Below are 18,109 nucleotides of genomic sequence, written 5' to 3' on the forward strand. Positions count from 1 at the left end.
GCTTACGGAGTTCGTGTCGGGGTCGGCTGGTTCCCCGGCCCCTTCGAGACGTGGATGTCGATCTGCTGGTCCAGCGGGACCTCGTCGCCGGCCGTGGGATCGGTCCGCAGCACCGTGCCGACGGGCTTGTCGGACGGGTCGTCGATCCGGTTGACGTTGGTCAGCCCGAGCGCGGCCAGCTGCTGGACGGCCTGGTCGTACTGCTTGTCCACCAGGTCGCCCGGGATGGTCGCCGTGGTCGGCGCCACCGCGATCTGCAGGTTGATGACGCGTCCCTGCTTGACCGGCGTGTTGGGCGGGACGTCCTGCGCGACCACCGTGTCGGGCGTGTTCGCGGACTCGACCGACGACGTGTTGACCTGCAGCTTGGCGTCGTTGAGGATCTGCGTCGCCTCGGCCTTGGTCTTGCCCGTGACGTCCGGCACCAGCACGTTGCCGGTGGACACGAACAGCGTGACGGTCGACCCTGCGCTCACCGACGTGCCCGACGCGGGATCGGTCTTGGTGACCTGGCCCTGCGGGAACGCCGGGTTGTCGTCGTCCTGCCGGTTGGCCGAGACGACCAGGTTGGCGTCCTCCAGGATGTCGGTCGCCTCCTGCTCCGTGCGCCCGGAGACGTCGGGCACGGCCAGGCTGGCCGGTCCGGTGGAGATGACGGCCGTGACGGAGGACTCCTTCTCGACCGGCGTGCCCTCCGCCGGGTCGGTCCGGATGACGAGGCCGGCCTCGACATCGTCGTTCGCCTCGTCGACGCGTTCATAGATCAGGTCCGCGCCCTCGATCGCGTCCCTGGCCGCTGCCTCGGTCAGGCCTGCGACAGCCGGCACGTCCACGGTCGTCGCCGGTGCGTCCTTCTGCCCGTTCGCGATGAGGAAGGCCACGATCCCCGCGACCGCCAGCACCGCGATGCCGATGAGCAGGGGCAGCAGCCACGGCCGCTTGTTCGGCTCGTCCTCGTCGACGGGCCCGCCGGTGGTCGACGCGACCGTGGCCCCGGTGGACGCCCACGGCGAGGTGGCCGGTGGCATCGCCTGGGTCGTCGCGACGGGCGGCGCCATGAGCTGCGTGGCCTCGGTGGCGGGCGTCGCGACCAGGGCCGCAGCGGCGAGCGCCCCGACCGCCGGCGCGCCGACCGCACCGCCGCGCACGGCGGCCTCCAGGTCCGAGCGGAACTCGGCGGCGCTGGAGTAACGGGAGTCGCGCTCCTTGGCCAGCGCCTTGAGCGTGATGCGGTCGAGCGAGTCCGGCACGTCGGAGGCGAACGTCGACGGCACCGGCGCGGCCTCGCGGACGTGCTGGTAGGCGACGGCCACGGGCGAGTCGCCGGTGAACGGCGGGCGCCCGGTGAGCAGCTCGAACAGGAGGCAGCCGGTGGAGTACAGGTCGGAGCGTGCGTCGACGGTCTCGCCGCGCGCCTGCTCCGGGGACAGGTACTGCGCGGTGCCGATGACGGCCTGCGTCTGGGTCATGGTCGCGGCGGAGTCGGCCATCGCGCGGGCGATGCCGAAGTCCATGACCTTGACCGCACCCGTCGGGGTGAGCATGACGTTGGCGGGCTTGATGTCGCGGTGCACGATGCCGGCGTGGTGCGAGTACTCGAGCGCGGAGAGGACGCCGGAGGTGATCTCCACGGCCTCCTCGATGGGCACGGCGTGGCCGTCCCGCAGGATGTCGCGGACGGTGTGGCCCTCGACGTACTCCATGACGATGAACGGGACGTGGGCGACGACGCCCGTCGGCTCCGTGAAGACGTCCTCGCCCGTGTCGTAGACCGAGACGATCGCGGGGTGGTTCAGCGCGGCGGCGGACTGCGCCTCGCGGCGGAACCGGTTCTGGAACGAGGGGTCCCGGGCCAGGTCGGAGCGCAGGATCTTGATGGCCACCGTGCGACCGAGCCGGGTGTCGTGGCCGATGTGCACCTCGGCCATGCCACCACGGCCGATGAGCTCGCCGACCTCGTACCGTCCGGCGAGGGTGCGGGATCCGTCGTCCACCACTAGGCGTCCTTTGCTTCAGTCGATGCGGGGCCGGCAGCGAACGCTGCGTACCCGTTGGGGGTGATCATCCCATCCGGGGCATCGGCACGAGGGTAGTGGGCCGCCGACGCGACGAGCCGGGTTCCACCGTCCGGTGGTCCGTCCGCCTTGAGGAGCTGGTTGGCGACAGCCGCCCCGAGCAGGCCGATGAGCAGCAGGGCGAGCGCGAGGAGCGGCCACGACAGCCGGCCGGAGCGGCCGAGCCGGGCGCCGGTGGTCGTCGACGCCCGGCGGGCCGCCGCACGTCCGGAGGGCTCGTCGGACCGGCGCTCACGGCGCGGCGGGTACGACGGCGGAGGACCGGCGGGTGCGGCGACGGAGGTGGACGCGGTCGCGAAGGTGTCCGGGGTGCGCTGGATCTTGCTGATCAGCACGGGGATGCCCGACGGCGGCGTGCGCGGGACCAGCTTGTCCAGCAGCTGGGCCAGCTCCTCGCCCGACGCCGGTCGCGCGGACGGCTCCTTGGACAGCAGCCGCAGGACGAGGGCGGCCAGCGGCTTGTCGACGCTGGACGGCAGGGGCGGGACCGGGTTGTTCACGTGGGCCACGGCGATGTCGACCGCCGTCGGCCCCGTGAAGGGCCGGTGCCCGACGAGGGCCTCGTACGCGATGATCCCCAGCGAGTACAGGTCCGACAGCGGCGTCGCGGGCTTGCCCACGGCCTGCTCCGGCGACAGGTACTGCGCGGTGCCCATCACCATGCCGGTCGCCGTCATCGTGACCTGGTTGCGCGCCAGCGAGACGCCGAAGTCGGTGATCTTCACGCGGCCGCCGCGGCCCAGCAGGATGTTGCCCGGCTTGACGTCCCGGTGCACCACGCCCGCCAGGTGCGCCGCGTGCAGGGCCCGAGCCGTCTGCGCGAGGATCGGCAGCAGGCGGCGGGTGGGCAGCACGGGCTCGCGCTCGAGCAGGTCGGACAGCGGCTCCCCGACGACCAGCTCCATGATGAGGAAGCCGGAGCCCTCCTGCTCGCCGTAGTCGAACAGCTGCGCGATGTTGGGGTGCGACAGGGACGCGGAGTTGCGGGCCTCGGTGCGGAACCGCTCGAGGAACCCGCGGTCGCCCGCGAACTCCGAGCGCAGCACCTTGACGGCGACCGGGCGGGCGAGAGCGTCGTCGTACCCCTCCCACACCTCGCCCATGCCGCCGACGGCGATCTGCCGGACCAGCCGGTAGCGCTCGCCGAGCAGGAGACCCGATGCCGTCTTCACGAGCCCAGCACCGCCTCGATGACGGCCTTCGCGATGGGCGCGGCGACCCGCCCACCGGTCGCCTCGTTGCCGGCGTTCCCGCCGTGCTCCACGATCACCGCGACGGCCACGCGCGGGGCGTCGGCCGGTGCGAACGCGGTGAACCACGCGTGCGGCGCCTGCCCGTCGGCCGTCTGCGCCGTGCCCGTCTTGCCGGCGACCTGGACCCCGGGGATCTGCGCGGAGGTGCCCGAGCCGCTCTCGACGACGCCGACCATCATGTCCCGCAGCGCGGCCGCCGTCCCCGGCGAGGTGGCCGTCGAGTACAGCGTGGGCTCGGTCTCGTCGACGAACCGCAGGTCGGCCGACCGCACGGTCTGGACCAGGTAGGGCGTCATGAGCTGCCCGCCGTTGGCGATCCCGGCCGAGACCATCGCCATCTGCATCGGGGTCGCCTGCACGTCGCGCTGCCCGATGGCGGACTGGGCCGTGACGGGCTGGTCCATGTCCGCGGGGAAGACGCTCTCGGCCACCAGCATCGGGATGGTCAGGTCAGGGTCGTTGAACCCGAAGCGCTCCGCCTGGGTGAGCAGGGCGTCGGCGCCCACGTCGAGACCGAGCTGCGCGAACGACGTGTTGCAGGAGACCCGCAGCGCGTCGGCCAGCGAGATCGGGTCGGCGCCGCAGCCGCCGCCGCCGAAGTTGCCGACGGTCGCGGACGTCTGCGGCAGCGTGAGGCGGACCGGGGCGGGCAGGGTGCTCGCGGGCGTGAACTGGCCGCTCTCGAGCGCAGCCGCCGCGGTGACGAGCTTGAACGTGGAGCCCGGCGGGTACCGCTCCTGGGTCGCGTTGCTGCGCAGCGGGTTGCCCTCGGCGGCATCGAGCCCCTGGTAGGCGGCGCTCGCGGCCGTGATGTCGTGCGACGCGAGCGTGTTCGGGTCGAACCCGGGCGTGGAGACGAGCGCGAGGATCCTGCCGGTCGACGGCTCGAGCGCGACGACGGCGCCCTGCTGGCCGGCCAGGCCGTCGAACGCGGCCTGCTGCGCGGCGGCGTTGATGGTCGTCTCGACCGCCGCACCCTCCGGCTGGCTGCCGGTGATGAGGTCACGGATGCGGGAGAAGAAGAGGCGGTCCCCCCGGCCGGTCAGCTCCTCGTTCGCGGCCCGCTCCAGCTGCGAGCGGCCGTTCACCACGGAGTAGAAGCCGGTCACGGCGGAGAACAGGTCACCGTTGGAGTACGAGCGCTGGTAGCCGTAGGCGTCGTCGACCTTCGTGGACAGCGCGATGGGCTCCCCGCCGACGAGGATGGGCCCGCGGGCGTTGCCGAACTCCCGGTACAGCGTGCGGACGTTGCGGCTGTCGTTGTTGAGGCGGTCGGCCTGGAAGTACTGCACCCAGGTGGCGCTGGCCATGAGCCCGACGAACATGACGAGGACAACCGTGGCGAGGCGGCGGAGCGGGGTGTTCATCGCACCCCCCGCATGAGCTCGGTCGGCTGGTCGTCCTCGTTGCTGCCGCCGACGACCGGAGTCCCCGCGACCGGCGTCAGGGACGGCTTCATGGACGGTGCCGGGCGACGCGCCTCGTCGGAGATCCGCAGCAGCAACGCGACGATGACCCAGTTGGCCACCAGCGACGAGCCGCCGTACGCGATGAACGGGGTGGTCAGGCCGGTCAGCGGGATGATCCGCGTGACCCCGCCGACCACGACGAACGTCTGCAGCGCGACGATGAACGCGAGCCCACCGGCGAGCAGCTTGCCGAAGCCGTCGCGCACCCCGATCGCGGTGCGCATGCCGCGCTCGGTCAGGATGGCGTAGCAGAGCAGGATGGCCAGCAGGCCGGTCAGGCCCAGCTCCTCACCGAGGGACGCGACGATGAAGTCGGACTCGGCGAACGGCACCAGGTCGGGCCGTCCCTGGCCCCAGCCGGTGCCGAACAGGCCGCCGCTCGCCATGCCGAACAGGCCGCGCACCAGCTGACCCGAACCGCCCGGGCTCTGGTCGAAGACGGCCGGGTCGAACGCGTGCAGCCAGGCGTCGAACCGCGCCGCGACGTGCGAGAACGCACCCGCGGCGATCACCGCCCCCGCGACGAAGAGGAGCAGGCAGATGATCACCCAGCTGAGCCGTTCGGTGGCCAGGTAGAGCATCGCGACGAACAGGCCGAAGAACAGCAGCGACGTGCCGAGGTCGCGCTCCAGGACCAGGACGGCCACCGACGCGCCCCAGACGATGAGGATCGGCCCGAGGTCGCGCGGGCGCGGCAGCTGCAGGCCCAGCACCTTCGGCCCGGCGAGCGCCAGGGTGTCGCGATGGGTCACCAGGTAGCCCGCGAAGAAGACGGCGAAGGCGATCTTGGCGAACTCCGCCGGCTGGAAGCCGACGCCGCCGACCCGCACCCAGATGTTGGCGCCGTTGATGCTCACGCCCAGCCCCGGGATGAGCGGCAGCAGCACGAGCCCGAGACCGGCGATCATCGCGGTGTACGTGTACCGGCGCAGCGTGCGGTGGTCGCGCAGGAAGACGATCACCGCGGCGGCGAGGATCACCGAGACCGCCGTCCACACCAGCTGACGCTGCGCGAACGTGTCCTCGCGACCCCGCGCCGCGTAGGCGAAGTCGATCCGGTAGATCATCGCGAGCCCGATGCCGTTCAGCGCCACCGTGATCGGCAGGATCACCGGGTCCGCGAACGGTGCCCGCCAGCGCAGCACCAGGTGGATGCCGATGGCGAGCGCGGCCATGCCGAGCCCGTAGCCGATGACGTCGGGCGGCACCTCGTCGGTGGTGCCGATGCCGGCGAGCGCGTACGACGCCACGCCGATGGCGAGCGCGAGCAGCAGCAGGCCGAGCTCGACACCCCGGCCGGCCCGCACCCGGTGCGGCTGGACGGTAGCCATCACGCGCGGCTCACGGTGCGGCCGTCCCGGTGGGGACGGAGGTGGGGGTGGGGGTCACGGTCGGGGAGGCGCTGGGGGACGGACGGGGCGACGGGGCCACCGTGTCCTCCTCGAGCATCGCGACCAGGTCGCGGGCCTCGTCGAGGGAGTCGGCGTGGATCGTCTGCTCGACGCGCTCCCGCAGGTAGCGCGAGTCGAGGTCGTCGACGGACGTCCCGGTGCGCTCCACGACGGACGACAGCGCGACCGGGCCGAGCGTCTGCGGAAGCCCGCGGAAGATCACGACCTCCTCGTCGTCGACCCCCACGTAGTACTGCGTCTGCGTCCAGCTGTACGCGATCGCGGCTGCCCCGATGACCAGCGCCGCGACGCCCAGCCACACGGCGACCGTGCGCCAGCGGCGCGGGGGACGCGGCTCGTCGTCGTCCTCGGCGGTCACGCCGCCCGCAGGGGCCGAGGCCTCGGCGTCGTCCTCGGCCTGCGCGGCACGGGCCAGACCCGCGGCCCGCATCGCCGGACCGTCGGCGGCGGACGTCGGGTCGTTCCGGCTCAGCGCCGCCGCGCCGACCACCGTCGCGTTCGTCGTCGGGCCCTGACCGTCGGCGACGTCGTCGAGCTCGACCACGTCCGCCAGCACGACCGTGATGTTGTCCCCGCCGCCGGCGCGCAGCGCCAGCTGGACCAGCCGGTCCGCGCACGCGTCGACGTCGGCGATCGTCGCCATCGTCTCCTCGATGGTCTCCGCGCTCACGAACCCCGACAGGCCGTCGGAGCACAGGAGCCACCGGTCGCCCTTGCGCGCCTCGCGGACCGACAGGTCCGGGGTCACCTCCGGGTCGAAGTCGCCCAGCACCCGCATCACGACCGACCGCTGCGGGTGGTGCTCGGCCTCCTCCGGTGTGATCCGGCCGATGTCCACGAGGTGCTGCACGAACGTGTGGTCGGTGGTGACCTGCGTCAGCACCCCGTCGCGCATCAGGTAGCCGCGCGAGTCGCCCAGGTGGACCATCGCCAGCTTGTTGCCGGCGCGCAGGATGGCGAGCACCGTCGTGCCCATCCCGCTCAGCTCCGGGTCGGCGTCGCTGCGCGCGATGATCTCGTCGCGGGCGTCGGCGAGCGCCGTCTCCAGCTGGTCCAGCGCGTCGTCCGGACCGTGCGACTCGCCGTCGAGCGGCGCGAACGCGGCCACCGCGACCGACGACGCCACGTCGCCGCCCGCATGCCCGCCCATGCCGTCCGCCACCATCAGCAGGTGCGGGCCGGCGTACGCCGAGTCCTGGTTGTTGGAGCGCACGAGTCCGACGTCGGACCGCGCCGCATATCTGAGTGCGACGGACACCGGGGCTACCTCTGCAGCTCGAGAACGCTCTGACCCACGCGGACGGGTGTACCCGTCGGGACGGGAGTCGGAGCCTCGACGCGCTGGTCCGCCACGAATGTCCCGTTCGTCGAGCCGAGGTCCTCGACGAGCCACTGACCGTCCTGGGGGAAGATCCGCGCGTGCCGCGACGACGAGTAGTCGTCGTCCAGGACCAGCGTGCAGCCGGGTGCCCGGCCGATGAGCACCGACGACGTGCCCAGCGGGACGATCGTGCCGCGCAGCGGACCCTCCGTCACGACGAGCCGGCTCGGACCGCTCCCGCTGCGCGCCGAACGCGGCGTCCGGGTGGGCGCCGTCTCCGGCCTGGCGGGCTCCGTCGCGACCGCAGCAGCCGCCGCAGCAGCCGGAACGGCAGCCTTGCGGCGGCGCCGGTCCGTGATCCTCGTCCCGTACAGGTCCCGGCGCAGCACACCGATGGCGAAGAGCACGAGCACCCACAGCAGAGCCAGGTAACCCAGCCGCAGCAGGGTGATCGTCAGTTCACTCATGTGGTGGCGTCACTCGTCCAGGTCCGGCTCGCCGCCTGTCCAGAACAGGATCCGGGTGCGCCCGATGGTCAGCGTGTTGCCGTCCAGCAGGGTCGCGGCCGGAACCTGGTGGCCCTCGACGAAGAGTCCGTTGGTCGAGCCCATGTCCGTCGCGACCACCCCGTCGCCCGTCACCCGGATCTCCAGGTGCCGGCGCGAGACGCCCGGGTCGTCGACGATGATGTCCGCCTCCGAGCCGCGCCCGATGACCGTGACCGGGCCCGTGAGGATGTAGCGCTGACCGTCGATGTCCACCAGGGGGTGCCGCGCACTGGGTGCCGACGACGCCGACGCCGGCGCCACCGCTCCGCGCACCGTCGCGCTGTGCACCCGGAACCGTGCCGCCTCCAGCTCGCTGTCCTCGCTGAACGACACCGTCACCGGACCGACGAACGCGTACCGCTGGCTCGCCGCGTAGTCCGTGACGTTGTTGGCGAACTCGTCCGCCAACGCCTCCGCACCCCACGACTCCACCTGGTCGTAGTCGGCAGTGGCGAGCTCGATCGTGAACTCGTTCGGCACGACCGTCCGGTCCCGCCCGACGACAGCCGCCCGGTCGTCCAGCTCCCGCTTCAGCGCGCTCGAGAGGTCGAGCGGTTTGAGCTCGCTCTTGAAGGCCTTGGCGATGGCGTTGTTGACCACCCGCTCCACGCCGTTCTCGAACCTGTCGAGGATGCCCACGCCCACCTCCCCAGTCCCTCGTGCACGTCTGCGTGCAGCTGCCCTACCCGCAATCCGCCTTGATCGTAACTGTGACGCGCCGGTACCGGGTTGGAAGCCGGTGAAGTCCGCGCGGCGTCTCACCCGCACGGGTCCGCGGCCTCCACCGGTGTGCAGAACCAGCCCCGTCGTCGTGCTAATGTTCTGCGGCGCGCGCGAGTGGCGGAACGGCAGACGCGCTGGCTTCAGGTGCCAGTGTCCGAAAGGGCGTGGGGGTTCAAATCCCCCCTCGCGCACACGTGGGTGGTTCGTTCAGAACTGCTCGTGAAGTACCGAAGCTCCCGGTCAGAGTGATCTGACCGGGAGCTTCGTCGTTCCTCGTCCGTGGCGCTGAGCTCGACGGCCACCGCACGGTCACAGCCGCACGGCGCTCGGGTCCACCTGCGCGGCCGGCCAGACGACACCGTCGCCGTCCACGACCCACGACGGGTTCGGTAGGAGCGCGGCGAGCCGGCCGACGAACGAGACGAACAGGTCCTCCCACCTGCACTCGATCGACACCGCCGTCGCTGTGCTCAGGTCGGGGAGCGGCCCTGAACCAGGGGCCGCCGACAGGCCCGCACGCCAGTCGGGCGCATCGTGCGCGCCCAGACCACCGAAGACCGTGACGAGCCTGTCCTGGTCGTCCCGCAGCTGTGCGACATCGTTCCGGACGTCGGCGCCCAAGCCTGCCGCGGCCTGCAGCACGTCGACCTCGAATGCCTCGCTCAGCGACACGAGATAGGCGGACTTCACTGTTCCGCGGACGGGTGGTTCGGTGCGAGCGCCTCAGGTCTCCACCGATTCGCGGGTGCCTTGCTCATGGCCTCATCCGTTGCGACCGGTGCATCTGCGAAGGACGCCAGCAGCTCGCGGCTTCTGCGGTACTTGTCACGGAGGCGGTCGGCGACGTCGGGCGGCAAGACCGCCAGCCGCTGAGGATCGGAGTTGTCGTCGAGGTCGGCGTGCTTCACGACGACCGCGAGGGGATGGTCGGCGACTCGTCGCATGCTCTCCTCGAGCGTCTCACCGGGCCGCTTGCTGAGGGCGACGACCGCATCGACGACAGCCGTCGGGCAGCCGAGAGCCAGCAGGTCCGCTGCCGTGACGGGAGTGTCCTCGATGACGTCGTGCAGGACGGCGACCATGCGCGCGTCGTCTCCGGTGACGCGTGCCATCACCCGCAGAGGGTGGCCGATGTACGACTCACCGGCCTTGTCGGTCTGTCCTGAGTGCGCCGTCGTCGCCAGCGCCACGGCAGCATCGAGGTCGAACACTGCGTCCGTCACCTCCACGTCACACCCTCTCCGGGGTCGGGGCGCTGCTGCTGAACGGCCCTCGAGTCCAGATGGGCTCCCCAGTCGGGTTCTTGATCGCGGCCACGACGACGTCCAGCGGATACGACAAGGCGACAACGAGCTCAGTGGCACGCCCGGCCGACAGACGGTGTGCGAGGACGGTTCCGTCTGAGTGTCGAACGCTCGCCCTGCCCTGACCGTCGTCGACGACGAGGTACTCGGTGGGGCTCGTCAGGCTGGCATAGGTGAGCACTGGCAGACCGTGTGCCGTGCGCCAATCCATCGCCGCCCGGAGCGCCAGGTACGTCTGCACCACCCGGATGTCAGACGTGACGAGATCCACGCCGTTCGAGGCGCCTCTTTCGATCGTCTTGATCGTGACCGCGCCACCGTCTTCGTAGCCGATGTTCTCTACCTGGGCATCGCTCACGTGGAACGCCTCACCGGGCGCAGGCTGGTCGACTGATCGGCCACCCTCCTCGATCAGCTCGACGACTCTTGGCTCGATACGCATCGTCAACTGAGCACACCCCATCCCACGAGTTCTTCGACGGTGACAGCCTTGCCGTCCTTGATGAAGCGGACCTGTAGAGCACCGCCGGGTCGCCCGAACGCCGGCGCAATCTGGGAGACCTCGATGGTCACATCCGGCGGCAAGGCGCGACGGTTGAACGTATAGCTGGTAAGAGATTCGTCAAGGGTGGACGGAGGCAGAGCTCTGCTGCCGAAGGAGGCTCCGGGCGGGATGCCCAGGAAGGCACCGCTCGGACGTCCGACCCGGTCGAACTTCTCTCCATAGGAATCCACGAAGCGATCGGCATCGGTGAACTGGACTCGAGTGCCCGACACGGCGCCGCGGTTGGGTGGCCAGCGCACGCCACCGCCGGCTGTGGTGAAGCGTCGGGTCCACTCTGCCTCCGTGAACGGCGAACCAGTGTCGGGATCGATGCCCCAGGGGTCCGCAAGGTCGCCGCCGATGCGCCGGATCTCCGAGTTGATCGTCGATGGCACCTGATTCCTCGAGCTCAGTGTTGCGACGTCGGGCCGGGCATGGCCGTAGGCCGCGTCAGGTTCGATGTCGGGCTGGCGGGTCCAGCCCGGCCCGGATGGGTATCCGTTGTGAAGCGGCCCAAGCGTGGCGTCCCCAAGAACCGAGCCATCGCCGACGGAGTGGGGTTCGAGCAGGTCGTCGACCCTGGTGGCCCACGAGTCCGGCAGGTGGCCGTAGGTCTTCTGCAGCATCTTGCCCACGGCACCGAACCCGATCAGAGAACCGAGGGCGAGGGCGATCTCGAGGCTGCCCTGCTTGACCAGGTCCTGGCCGTCGATATCGCCTTCACCCCAGTCGGCGGTGACGTCCAGGAAGTCCCCGACTGAGACCATCGCAAACCCGAGACCCGTGACCTTGAGGCCGACGGAGGCGCCGGCGAGCGCACCGGCACCTCCGGCGGGCACGGCGCCGACTCCGACACCGAACACAGCACCGAAGGCGGAGCCACCCGTGGCCCCGATGGCCGCCAGCGCGACCGTGAGCACGACTCCGAAAGCCACGACGACCCAGCCGACGACCCGGCACGCGTCGGCAAGGAACCGGAACACCGCCGCGTGCTTTCCGATGAGCTCGCGGAGGTCGGCGAGGTTGTCGTCGATCCACTCGCCGAGGTCGCCGGTGGTTCGCTCCCACCAGTCGCCGAGCTGCTCGCCGGCCTCGGTGACGTCGTCCCAGGCGTCGGTGGCCTTCTGGGAGAGCCACGTGGTGCCGTCGTCGACGGACGTCGCGAGGTCGTCCCATCGGTCCTCGAACCAGGACGCGATCGGTTCGGAGCTCTCGGCGTCCTGTCGGTCGGCGTCCTGCTCCTCGGCCGGCGCTGCAGGCCACGTCAGGGCGGTGGACCCGTCTTCCAGGCGTCTCTGCGCGAACGGGTCAGGGGGCGGACCGAACGGGCCATCGACGTCGACGACCGCGAGCAGTGTCCCCATCGTCCCGCCGTAGCGCATGGTCGCCAGTTCCCGGCCGCGGGCGACGTGCCAGTCGAGGGTGGGCAGCACGTCGGAGTCGAGCCGGTCCGCGACCGCGAGAACATCGAGCATCGCGCCGGTGGGCACGTCCAGGTTGCTCATCCGCCGGCGCAGCGGACCCAGCTCGTCGCGGATGGCGTCGCGGGTCGCGGCGATGTCGTTGCGCACGGCCCCGAGCGCCTCGGGGTTGATCTCGACGAGCTTGCTCATGCGGGCTCGTTGGTCGCGCGGTCGCGTGCCGTCCGTGCCGCCCGCTCGGCGTGCGCGATCTCGCCGAGGATGGCGTCCTCGGCCCGGTCCAGGTCTCGCGGGAGGGACCCCGACATCGGGGCGAGGTTCTCGCGGTGCAGGCGGTCGGCCGCGGTCCCGGTCCAAGTACCGCGTGCGCCGACCGCGTCGGCGGGCGACGTGAGCGCCGGTGCCCTGTTCCGAGCCTCGCGGAAGTCGTGCAACAGCGCTCGCAGGTCCGCCACTCGGTTCTCGGCGCGTGCGACCGGATCCACCGTTCGTCACGCTCCTTGGTCGAGGCCTTCGATCGGGCAGTCCGGAAACTAGCGCGGGCGAGTCTCGAATTGTCGGAGTTGTCCACAGCCGCTGTGCACCCATCGGCAGCCAGCGCCTCGCCGCCGTGAGGCATGAGCCCTGCAGGAGCGAGCGCCGGCCGGACACCAGCGCGGTTGTGGATGGAGCCCACGGTGCGTGTGTCCGGTTCGCTACGGTTTGGCGCCCTGGCACCCGCCGGGACTTGGACTGGGGGTTGTCGATGCGGTCGGTCGCAGGGGTGCTGGTGTCGATGGTGGTCCTGGTTGGTGTGGCGGCGTGCGCCCCGGCGACGGAGCCGTTGCCCGGGCTGACCGCCTCAGCGACGGCCACCGAGACGCCGATCCCGACGCCTACCTCGACGCCCACCGTGGACTACTCCAACGCTGAGCTGGGGATCGTGTTCGAGGACGACCCCGACCTGACGGGGGCCGAGGCGGAGGTCTATCACTGGGCGGCGGAGTACGAGACGGAGTACTGGCGGACGCTGACCACGAACACGGTCAGCCCGAAGTTCAGCACCATCGCCTCACCCGAAGTGCAGGCGTTGATGCAGCAGGTGGTCGACAAGAACGTGGGCATCCAGGCGAAGATCGGCGGGGTCTTCCATGTCGAGATGCGAGAGATCACCGTCGACGGGGAGACCGCTCGCGCCGTCGCGTGCGCGGACTACCGGGACGCGACGTTCGCTGACGCGACCCGCTCGTACACCCCGGACGAAGCCGGGTTCGGCGGGACGACCCGTGAGGAACTGACGTTGGCGCGAGTCGCCGACCAGACGTGGGTCGTGCTGACGAGCGCGATCTCGTCGCCGTGCTGACGTCGACAACCCTTCCCGTCGCTGCTGCCCTCGCCGCTGCTGCCGTGCTGTCCAGCGCTGCCTCGGCCGCTGTGGCGGCAGAGCCGGGCTTCGGCGGCAGTACGACCGCGACTCGAACCCCTCCTGCGGTGGTGTCGCCGGTGGCGGCGGGTGCGGGGGTGGCGGTGGAGGTGCGCCAGGTGGGGTCGACGTCCTCGGGTGGGTCGTTCGAGAGGTCCTCGACGATGGTGGTGCCGCGGGCGTGCTGGTACGGGCGGGGGCCGACCGGGGCGGTGTACTTCGAGACGTGGCGGCCGGGTGGTCTGGTCGAGAGCGGTGGGTGGTCGCCGAGTGCGGACCAGTACGTGGACCCGACGTTGCACGCGAACTTCGAGGCGTACGCCTCGGTGGAGGGCAACTGGTTCGAGGCGACGTGCCGTGCGGACGCCCCGGTGAGCTACCGGACGGCCTACTACGCAGCCCACCCCGGGATCTACGTGGAACCGGGCGACCCGGTGCCGGTCGTCGAGGTCGGGGTGGACCCGGCGGTGCTGGCCCAGGCGGCCCGCGACGCGATGGACCTGCCGGTCGGGACCATCGCGTGGAACCCGTCGATGGCCGGGTCGGGTGCCACGGTGGTGGGGGTGGAGACCTGGGTGTGGGTCCAGGACGCACCCACCACCGTCTCTGTGCGGGCGCAGGTGGGTGGGACCTGGGCGCAGGTCGACGCGACGCTGTCCGGGATGGAGGTGTCGGCGCCGGGTGCGGACCCGGTGCACTGCACCGACACCGGCACACCGTGGTCGCCGGACGCGGCTGGGACCACATGTGCGATCCGGTTCTCGCGCTCGAGTGCGGACCAGCCCATCGTCGAGGGCCAGGTGCTGCCCACGACGACGCTGACCCTGACCGCGTCGTGGGCGGCTTCGTGGACCTCGTCGCTGGACGACACCGTCACCCCGATGGACACCCAACCGATCACTACCACCGCCCAGATCCCCGTCGCCGAGCTCCAGACCCTCGTCACCCAGGGGTGAGCGCCGCGGTCGGCGCACGACACCCGTAGCCGCGGGGTGACACGAGCACCCGGGTGCGTTGCGGGTGGTCGCAGATCGCGTCGACGTCAGCTCGGACGTGATCACCGGCGAACAACGCCTCTCGCTGTCCGGACCCTCTTGTGCGGAGCGGTTGCCGTCCAGGAAGGTCGAGGGGTCGCGGTCGCCATCCAGCCGGAGGAACACCATGTCCAACGTCGCCCTCCGGTGCACCGACGAGGCGTGCGCGGCGCACAACCGGGTGCAGGCGACGCCGACCTGCGCGGTCTGCGGCAAGCCGACTGTGTGGACGGTTCTTCGCGTCCCCCCGCAGGGCACCGGTCCGATCGCCCCGATCTACTCGACGCCGATGCCCTTGAAGGGCCAGGGCCAGCAGGCAGCCCACCTGCGTCCGGCGGGCAGCGAGACCCGCACCTGCACGAACGCGGCGTGCAGCAGCTTCCACCTGGTCCAGGACGCGCCGGTCTGCGCAGCGTGTGGGGAGGCGACGGTCGTCGCGAAGGCGCTGTGACGGACAAGGTCGACCTCAAGAGGTCGCTCGACGGCTACCAGGCGCGGCAGGGGCAGTTCCGTGTGCTCGACGTGCCTGACCGGCGGTACCTGATGGTGGACGGCCACGGTGACCCGAACTCGTCGCCGGCGTTCATCGAGGCGGTCGAGGCGCTGTACCCGGTGGCGTACGCGTTGAAGTTCACGAGCAAGCGGGAGCTCGGCCGCGACTACGTGGTGCCGCCGCTGGAGGGTCTGTGGTGGGCGCGGGACATGGAGGCGTTCACGTCGGCACGGGACAAGTCGCGGTGGGACTGGACGCTGATGCTCCTGGTCCCCGACTGGTTGGAGGACGTGACGGTCGTGGCGGCGATCGAGAAGGCAGGCGCCAGCGGCCTCCGGCTGGAGACGCTGTCCGAGGGCCGGTGCGTGCAGACGCTGCACGTCGGCTCGTTCGACGACGAGGCCGGCGTGCTAGCGCGGCTGCATGACGAGTTCATCCCGGCCAACGGGCTGCGCATGGTGGGCACGCACCACGAGATCTACCTCAGCGACTTCCGCAGGATCGCGCCGGAGAAGCGCCGGACGATCCTGCGCCAGCCGGTGACAGGAGCGCTGCCGACCGGTCTGTGACTCCCGGGTCGCGGCGTGTGACCGAGCTGCCGCGTGCCACCGCACTGCTGCGGTCGCGAATGAGAAACACCGTGCCGAATCGTTTAGGCGCTCGGCCTGCGGAAAGCGGTCTCCTACCATCGGGAAACCGGTTGCTCATGCTCCGACACCGGGAAGCCTGACTCCGCGAGTCGAGGCAGCGGCCTACTCCAATGACGAAGACGAGGCAACGATGAGACGAGCACCAGCACGACGCACGCTGGCGGGGGTGGCCACGCTGGCCATGGCCGCCACCCTGGGCGTCACCGCGATCTCCATGTCCGCCGCGCAGGCGGCGACCGGTGGGGTGACCGGCTACGCCACCCAGAACGGCGGCACCACGGGTGGCGCCGGCGGCGCGACCGTGACCGCCTCGACCGGCACGGCGATCCACCAGGCCCTCTGCAGCCGGGCCAGCAACAGCACCCCCATCACGATCCAGGTCTCCGGGACGATCACGGTCGGGAACACCGCCAAGGTCTCGGGCAGCTGCAGCACGGCCGCGGGTGTGATCGAGCTCAAGCAGATCAGCAACGTGACGATCGTCGGCGTCGGCAGCGGTGCCACGTTCGACCAGATCGGCATCCACATCCGCGACTCCAGCAACATCATCATCCAGAACGTGACCGTCAAGAACGTGAAGAAGTCGGGCTCCCCGACCTCCAACGGTGGCGACGCGATCGGCATGGAGTCGACGGTCCGCAACGTGTGGGTCGACCACGTGACCCTCGAGGCGTCGGGCGGTGAGTCGGAGGGCTACGACGGCCTCTTCGACCTCAAGAACGACGTCGAGTACGTGACGCTGTCCTACTCGATCCTGCGCAACTCGGGACGCGGCGGGCTCATCGGCTCCAGCGAGAGCGACACCGGCAGCGGCAACGTCACGTTCCACCACAACCTGTACTCGAACCTGGACTCGCGCACCCCGCTGCTGCGCGGCGGCATCGCGCACATCTACAACAACTCCTACGTGAACCTGAACGAGTCCGGGATCAACTCCCGGGCCGGCGCCAAGGCGAAGGTCGAGAACAACTACTTCAAGGACTCGAAGGACGTCCTGGGCACCTTCTACACGGACCAGGCCGGCACCTGGCAGGTCGCGGGGAACATCTTCGACAACATCACCTGGTCGCCGAAGGGCGGCGACACCAACCCGGCCGGACCGAACGTGGTGTCGACGACCTCGGTGAGCATCCCGTACTCGTACACGCTGGACGGCGCGAGCTGCGTGCCCAACGTGGTCGCGCAGACGGCCGGCGCCAACAAGGGCCTCCAGGTCTCGAACGGGTCCTGCACCCCGACGACGCCCACCGCCACACCGACGACGCCGGGGCCCACCCCCACGACGCCGAACCCGACGCCAACCACGCCGACGCCGACCCCCACGTCGACAGCGCCCAGCGGGACCAACCTCAGCCTCTCCGCCGGTGCGGACGGCTCGAGCAAGGGCAGCGGCACCAGCTACGGCAACGTCAAGGACGGCTCGCTGAGCACGTACTGGTCGCCGAGCGGCTCCACGGGGAGCATCTCGATCAAGTGGGGCTCGGCCACCACGGTGTCGAAGGTCAACATCCGTGAGACGTCCGGGGCCAGCGGCCGGATCGGCGCCTGGAAGCTCATCAACGCCGACACGGGCGCGGTCCTGAAGACCGGCACCGGTGCCGGGGTCATCAGCTTCAGCTCGGCGTCGCTGAAGAAGATCACGTTCCAGATCGACGGCGCGTCCTCGTCCCCGCAGGTCGCGGAGTTCGAGACCTACGCCAGCTGATCCGAGCGTCACGGCACGACCTCGACCGGCCTGGCCGGGGTCGTGCCGTTCTCGGGAGATCTGCCGCTCGGGGAGCCGAGGGCACCCCGGACGGCGATCTTCTCCCCTTCGAGATCCCCTTCGAGACAGCGGTGCGTCCGTCCCCGAGCGGGACGGCGCCTGCACCCACAGACGAGGACGAGGAAACGATGAGACAAGCACTGGCACGACGGCCGATCGCCGCCCTGGCGACCCTGGCCCTGGCAGCCACGATCGGCGTGACCGCGGTATCCATGTCGGCCGCGCAGGCCGCGGGCACCAACCTGAGCCTGGGCGCGGGTGCGGACGGGTCGAGCAAGGCAAGCGGCACCAGCTACGGCAACGTCAAGGACGGCTCGCTGAGCACGTACTGGTCGCCGAGCGGATCGACGGGGAGCATCTCCATCAAGTGGGGGTCCGCCACCACTGTCTCCTCGGTCACCATCCGGGAGACCTCCGGCGCCAGCGGTCGCATCGGCGCCTGGAAGCTGATCAACGCCGACTCGGGCTCGGTCCTGACGACCGGCTCCGGCGCGGGTGCCATCAGCTTCAGCGCGACGTCGCTGAAGAAGATCACCTTCCAGATCACCGGCGCGTCGTCGACCCCGCAGGTCGCGGAGTTCGAGACGTACGCCAGCGGGGGCTCGACGACGGAGCCCACGACGCCGCCGACGACGACCCCGCCGACGACGCCCACGACGCCGCCGACCTCGACGCCCACGACGCCGCCGTCCGGC

17 protein-coding genes, 1 tRNA gene and 1 pseudogene are annotated in these 18,109 nt (G+C 70.8%); 7 read left to right on the top strand and 12 right to left on the bottom strand.

Features of this window, described 5'->3' with window-relative positions:
* Window positions 1-2: 2 nt before the first annotated feature.
* Genes pknB through CXY01_RS20955 form a run of 7 tightly spaced genes read right to left on the bottom strand, consistent with a single transcriptional unit; the run spans window position 3 to window position 8,717 of the window.
* On the bottom strand, window positions 3-1,997 hold the full coding sequence (gene pknB, locus CXY01_RS18380; protein ID WP_146930453.1) for a Stk1 family PASTA domain-containing Ser/Thr kinase: 1,995 nt from the start codon (window positions 1,995-1,997) through the stop codon (window positions 3-5).
* Complete coding sequence (locus CXY01_RS18385; protein WP_146930456.1) at window positions 1,997-3,247, bottom strand: serine/threonine-protein kinase; 1,251 nt, start codon at window positions 3,245-3,247, stop codon at window positions 1,997-1,999. The genes pknB and CXY01_RS18385 overlap by 1 nt, the downstream gene beginning before the upstream one ends.
* Window positions 3,244-4,695 (bottom strand): peptidoglycan D,D-transpeptidase FtsI family protein, encoded by a 1,452-nt coding sequence (locus tag CXY01_RS18390; protein WP_146930460.1) that lies wholly within the window; start codon window positions 4,693-4,695, stop codon window positions 3,244-3,246. The genes CXY01_RS18385 and CXY01_RS18390 overlap by 4 nt, the downstream gene beginning before the upstream one ends.
* Window positions 4,692-6,128 (bottom strand): FtsW/RodA/SpoVE family cell cycle protein, encoded by a 1,437-nt coding sequence (locus tag CXY01_RS18395; RefSeq protein WP_146930463.1) that lies wholly within the window; start codon window positions 6,126-6,128, stop codon window positions 4,692-4,694. Before CXY01_RS18395 ends, CXY01_RS18390 begins: the two co-directional genes overlap by 4 nt.
* A 10-nt stretch (window positions 6,129-6,138) precedes the next feature.
* Window positions 6,139-7,467 (bottom strand): Stp1/IreP family PP2C-type Ser/Thr phosphatase, encoded by a 1,329-nt coding sequence (locus CXY01_RS18400; RefSeq protein WP_146930466.1) that lies wholly within the window; start codon window positions 7,465-7,467, stop codon window positions 6,139-6,141.
* A gap of 5 nt (window positions 7,468-7,472) precedes the next feature.
* A complete protein-coding gene (locus CXY01_RS18405; RefSeq protein ID WP_146930469.1) occupies window positions 7,473-7,997 on the bottom strand; it encodes an FHA domain-containing protein FhaB/FipA in 525 nt (174 codons plus the stop codon).
* Window positions 7,998-8,006: 9 nt separating this feature from the next.
* On the bottom strand, window positions 8,007-8,717 hold the full coding sequence (locus CXY01_RS20955) for an FHA domain-containing protein (RefSeq protein ID WP_186813463.1): 711 nt from the start codon (window positions 8,715-8,717) through the stop codon (window positions 8,007-8,009).
* 192 nt (window positions 8,718-8,909) lie between these two features.
* Between CXY01_RS20955 and CXY01_RS18415 the strand changes: the two genes are divergently transcribed.
* Window positions 8,910-8,992, top strand: a tRNA-Leu gene (locus tag CXY01_RS18415).
* A 118-nt stretch (window positions 8,993-9,110) separates the two neighbouring features.
* On the opposite strand, the gene CXY01_RS18420 is transcribed toward CXY01_RS18415, so the two are convergent.
* From CXY01_RS18420 to CXY01_RS18440, 5 genes are read right to left on the bottom strand one after another with little or no spacing between them, the layout of a single operon-like run.
* Window positions 9,111-9,473 carry a hypothetical protein gene (locus tag CXY01_RS18420; RefSeq protein WP_146930472.1) on the bottom strand — a complete coding sequence of 121 codons (363 nt, stop codon included), beginning with the start codon at window positions 9,471-9,473 and terminating at the stop codon, window positions 9,111-9,113.
* Between the two features lie 14 nt (window positions 9,474-9,487).
* Window positions 9,488-10,030 carry a phosphohydrolase gene (locus CXY01_RS18425; protein ID WP_186813464.1) on the bottom strand — a complete coding sequence of 181 codons (543 nt, stop codon included), beginning with the start codon at window positions 10,028-10,030 and terminating at the stop codon, window positions 9,488-9,490.
* Between the two features lies 1 nt (window position 10,031).
* Window positions 10,032-10,547, bottom strand: coding sequence for an Imm61 family immunity protein (locus tag CXY01_RS18430; RefSeq protein ID WP_503825989.1), 516 nt, complete (start codon window positions 10,545-10,547; stop codon window positions 10,032-10,034).
* Between the two features lie 2 nt (window positions 10,548-10,549).
* Entirely contained in the window at window positions 10,550-12,262 is a 1,713-nt protein-coding gene (locus tag CXY01_RS18435) for a TNT domain-containing protein (RefSeq protein ID WP_146930478.1), read from the bottom strand.
* The gene (locus tag CXY01_RS18440; protein ID WP_146930481.1) at window positions 12,259-12,555 is read right to left on the bottom strand and encodes a hypothetical protein; all 297 of its coding nucleotides are present in this window, start codon (window positions 12,553-12,555) and stop codon (window positions 12,259-12,261) included. Before CXY01_RS18440 ends, CXY01_RS18435 begins: the two co-directional genes overlap by 4 nt.
* A gap of 125 nt (window positions 12,556-12,680) precedes the next feature.
* Between CXY01_RS18440 and CXY01_RS18445 the strand changes: the two genes are divergently transcribed.
* The 6 genes and pseudogenes from CXY01_RS18445 to CXY01_RS21250 all read left to right on the top strand — a co-directional run.
* Window positions 12,681-13,412, top strand: coding sequence for a hypothetical protein (locus CXY01_RS18445; protein ID WP_146930484.1), 732 nt, complete (start codon window positions 12,681-12,683; stop codon window positions 13,410-13,412).
* A gap of 179 nt (window positions 13,413-13,591) precedes the next feature.
* Complete coding sequence (locus CXY01_RS18450) at window positions 13,592-14,428, top strand: hypothetical protein (RefSeq protein ID WP_146930487.1); 837 nt, start codon at window positions 13,592-13,594, stop codon at window positions 14,426-14,428.
* Window positions 14,429-14,633: 205 nt separating this feature from the next.
* Window positions 14,634-14,957: a hypothetical protein gene (locus tag CXY01_RS18455; RefSeq protein ID WP_146930490.1), complete on the top strand. Its 324-nt coding sequence runs from the start codon at window positions 14,634-14,636 to the stop codon at window positions 14,955-14,957.
* Window positions 14,954-15,568: a GyrI-like domain-containing protein gene (locus tag CXY01_RS18460; RefSeq protein ID WP_146930493.1), complete on the top strand. Its 615-nt coding sequence runs from the start codon at window positions 14,954-14,956 to the stop codon at window positions 15,566-15,568. The genes CXY01_RS18455 and CXY01_RS18460 overlap by 4 nt, the downstream gene beginning before the upstream one ends.
* Before the next feature lie 211 nt (window positions 15,569-15,779).
* On the top strand, window positions 15,780-17,354 hold the full coding sequence (locus CXY01_RS18465) for a pectate lyase family protein (RefSeq protein ID WP_146930496.1): 1,575 nt from the start codon (window positions 15,780-15,782) through the stop codon (window positions 17,352-17,354).
* Between the two features lie 188 nt (window positions 17,355-17,542).
* Window positions 17,543-18,109: pseudogene (locus CXY01_RS21250) on the top strand (hypothetical protein); the annotation flags it as partial.

The sequence above is a fragment of the Cellulomonas xylanilytica genome, from assembly GCF_007989805.1.
In the GTDB taxonomy this organism is placed as follows: Bacteria; Actinomycetota; Actinomycetes; order Actinomycetales; family Cellulomonadaceae; genus Cellulomonas; species Cellulomonas xylanilytica.

What these genes read in the sequence shown, in the direction of transcription:
- CXY01_RS18465 (WP_146930496.1), top strand. Translation starts at nt 15,780, where the DNA reads ATGAGACGAGCACCAGCACGACGCACGCTGGCGGGGGTGGCCACGCTG.
- CXY01_RS18455 (WP_146930490.1), top strand. Translation starts at nt 14,634, where the DNA reads ATGTCCAACGTCGCCCTCCGGTGCACCGACGAGGCGTGCGCGGCGCAC.
- CXY01_RS18435 (WP_146930478.1), bottom strand. Translation starts at nt 12,262, where the DNA reads ATGAGCAAGCTCGTCGAGATCAACCCCGAGGCGCTCGGGGCCGTGCGC.
- CXY01_RS18395 (WP_146930463.1), bottom strand. Translation starts at nt 6,128, where the DNA reads ATGGCTACCGTCCAGCCGCACCGGGTGCGGGCCGGCCGGGGTGTCGAG.
- CXY01_RS18405 (WP_146930469.1), bottom strand. Translation starts at nt 7,997, where the DNA reads ATGAGTGAACTGACGATCACCCTGCTGCGGCTGGGTTACCTGGCTCTG.
- CXY01_RS18430 (WP_503825989.1), bottom strand. Translation starts at nt 10,547, where the DNA reads ATGCGTATCGAGCCAAGAGTCGTCGAGCTGATCGAGGAGGGTGGCCGA.
- CXY01_RS18390 (WP_146930460.1), bottom strand. Translation starts at nt 4,695, where the DNA reads ATGAACACCCCGCTCCGCCGCCTCGCCACGGTTGTCCTCGTCATGTTC.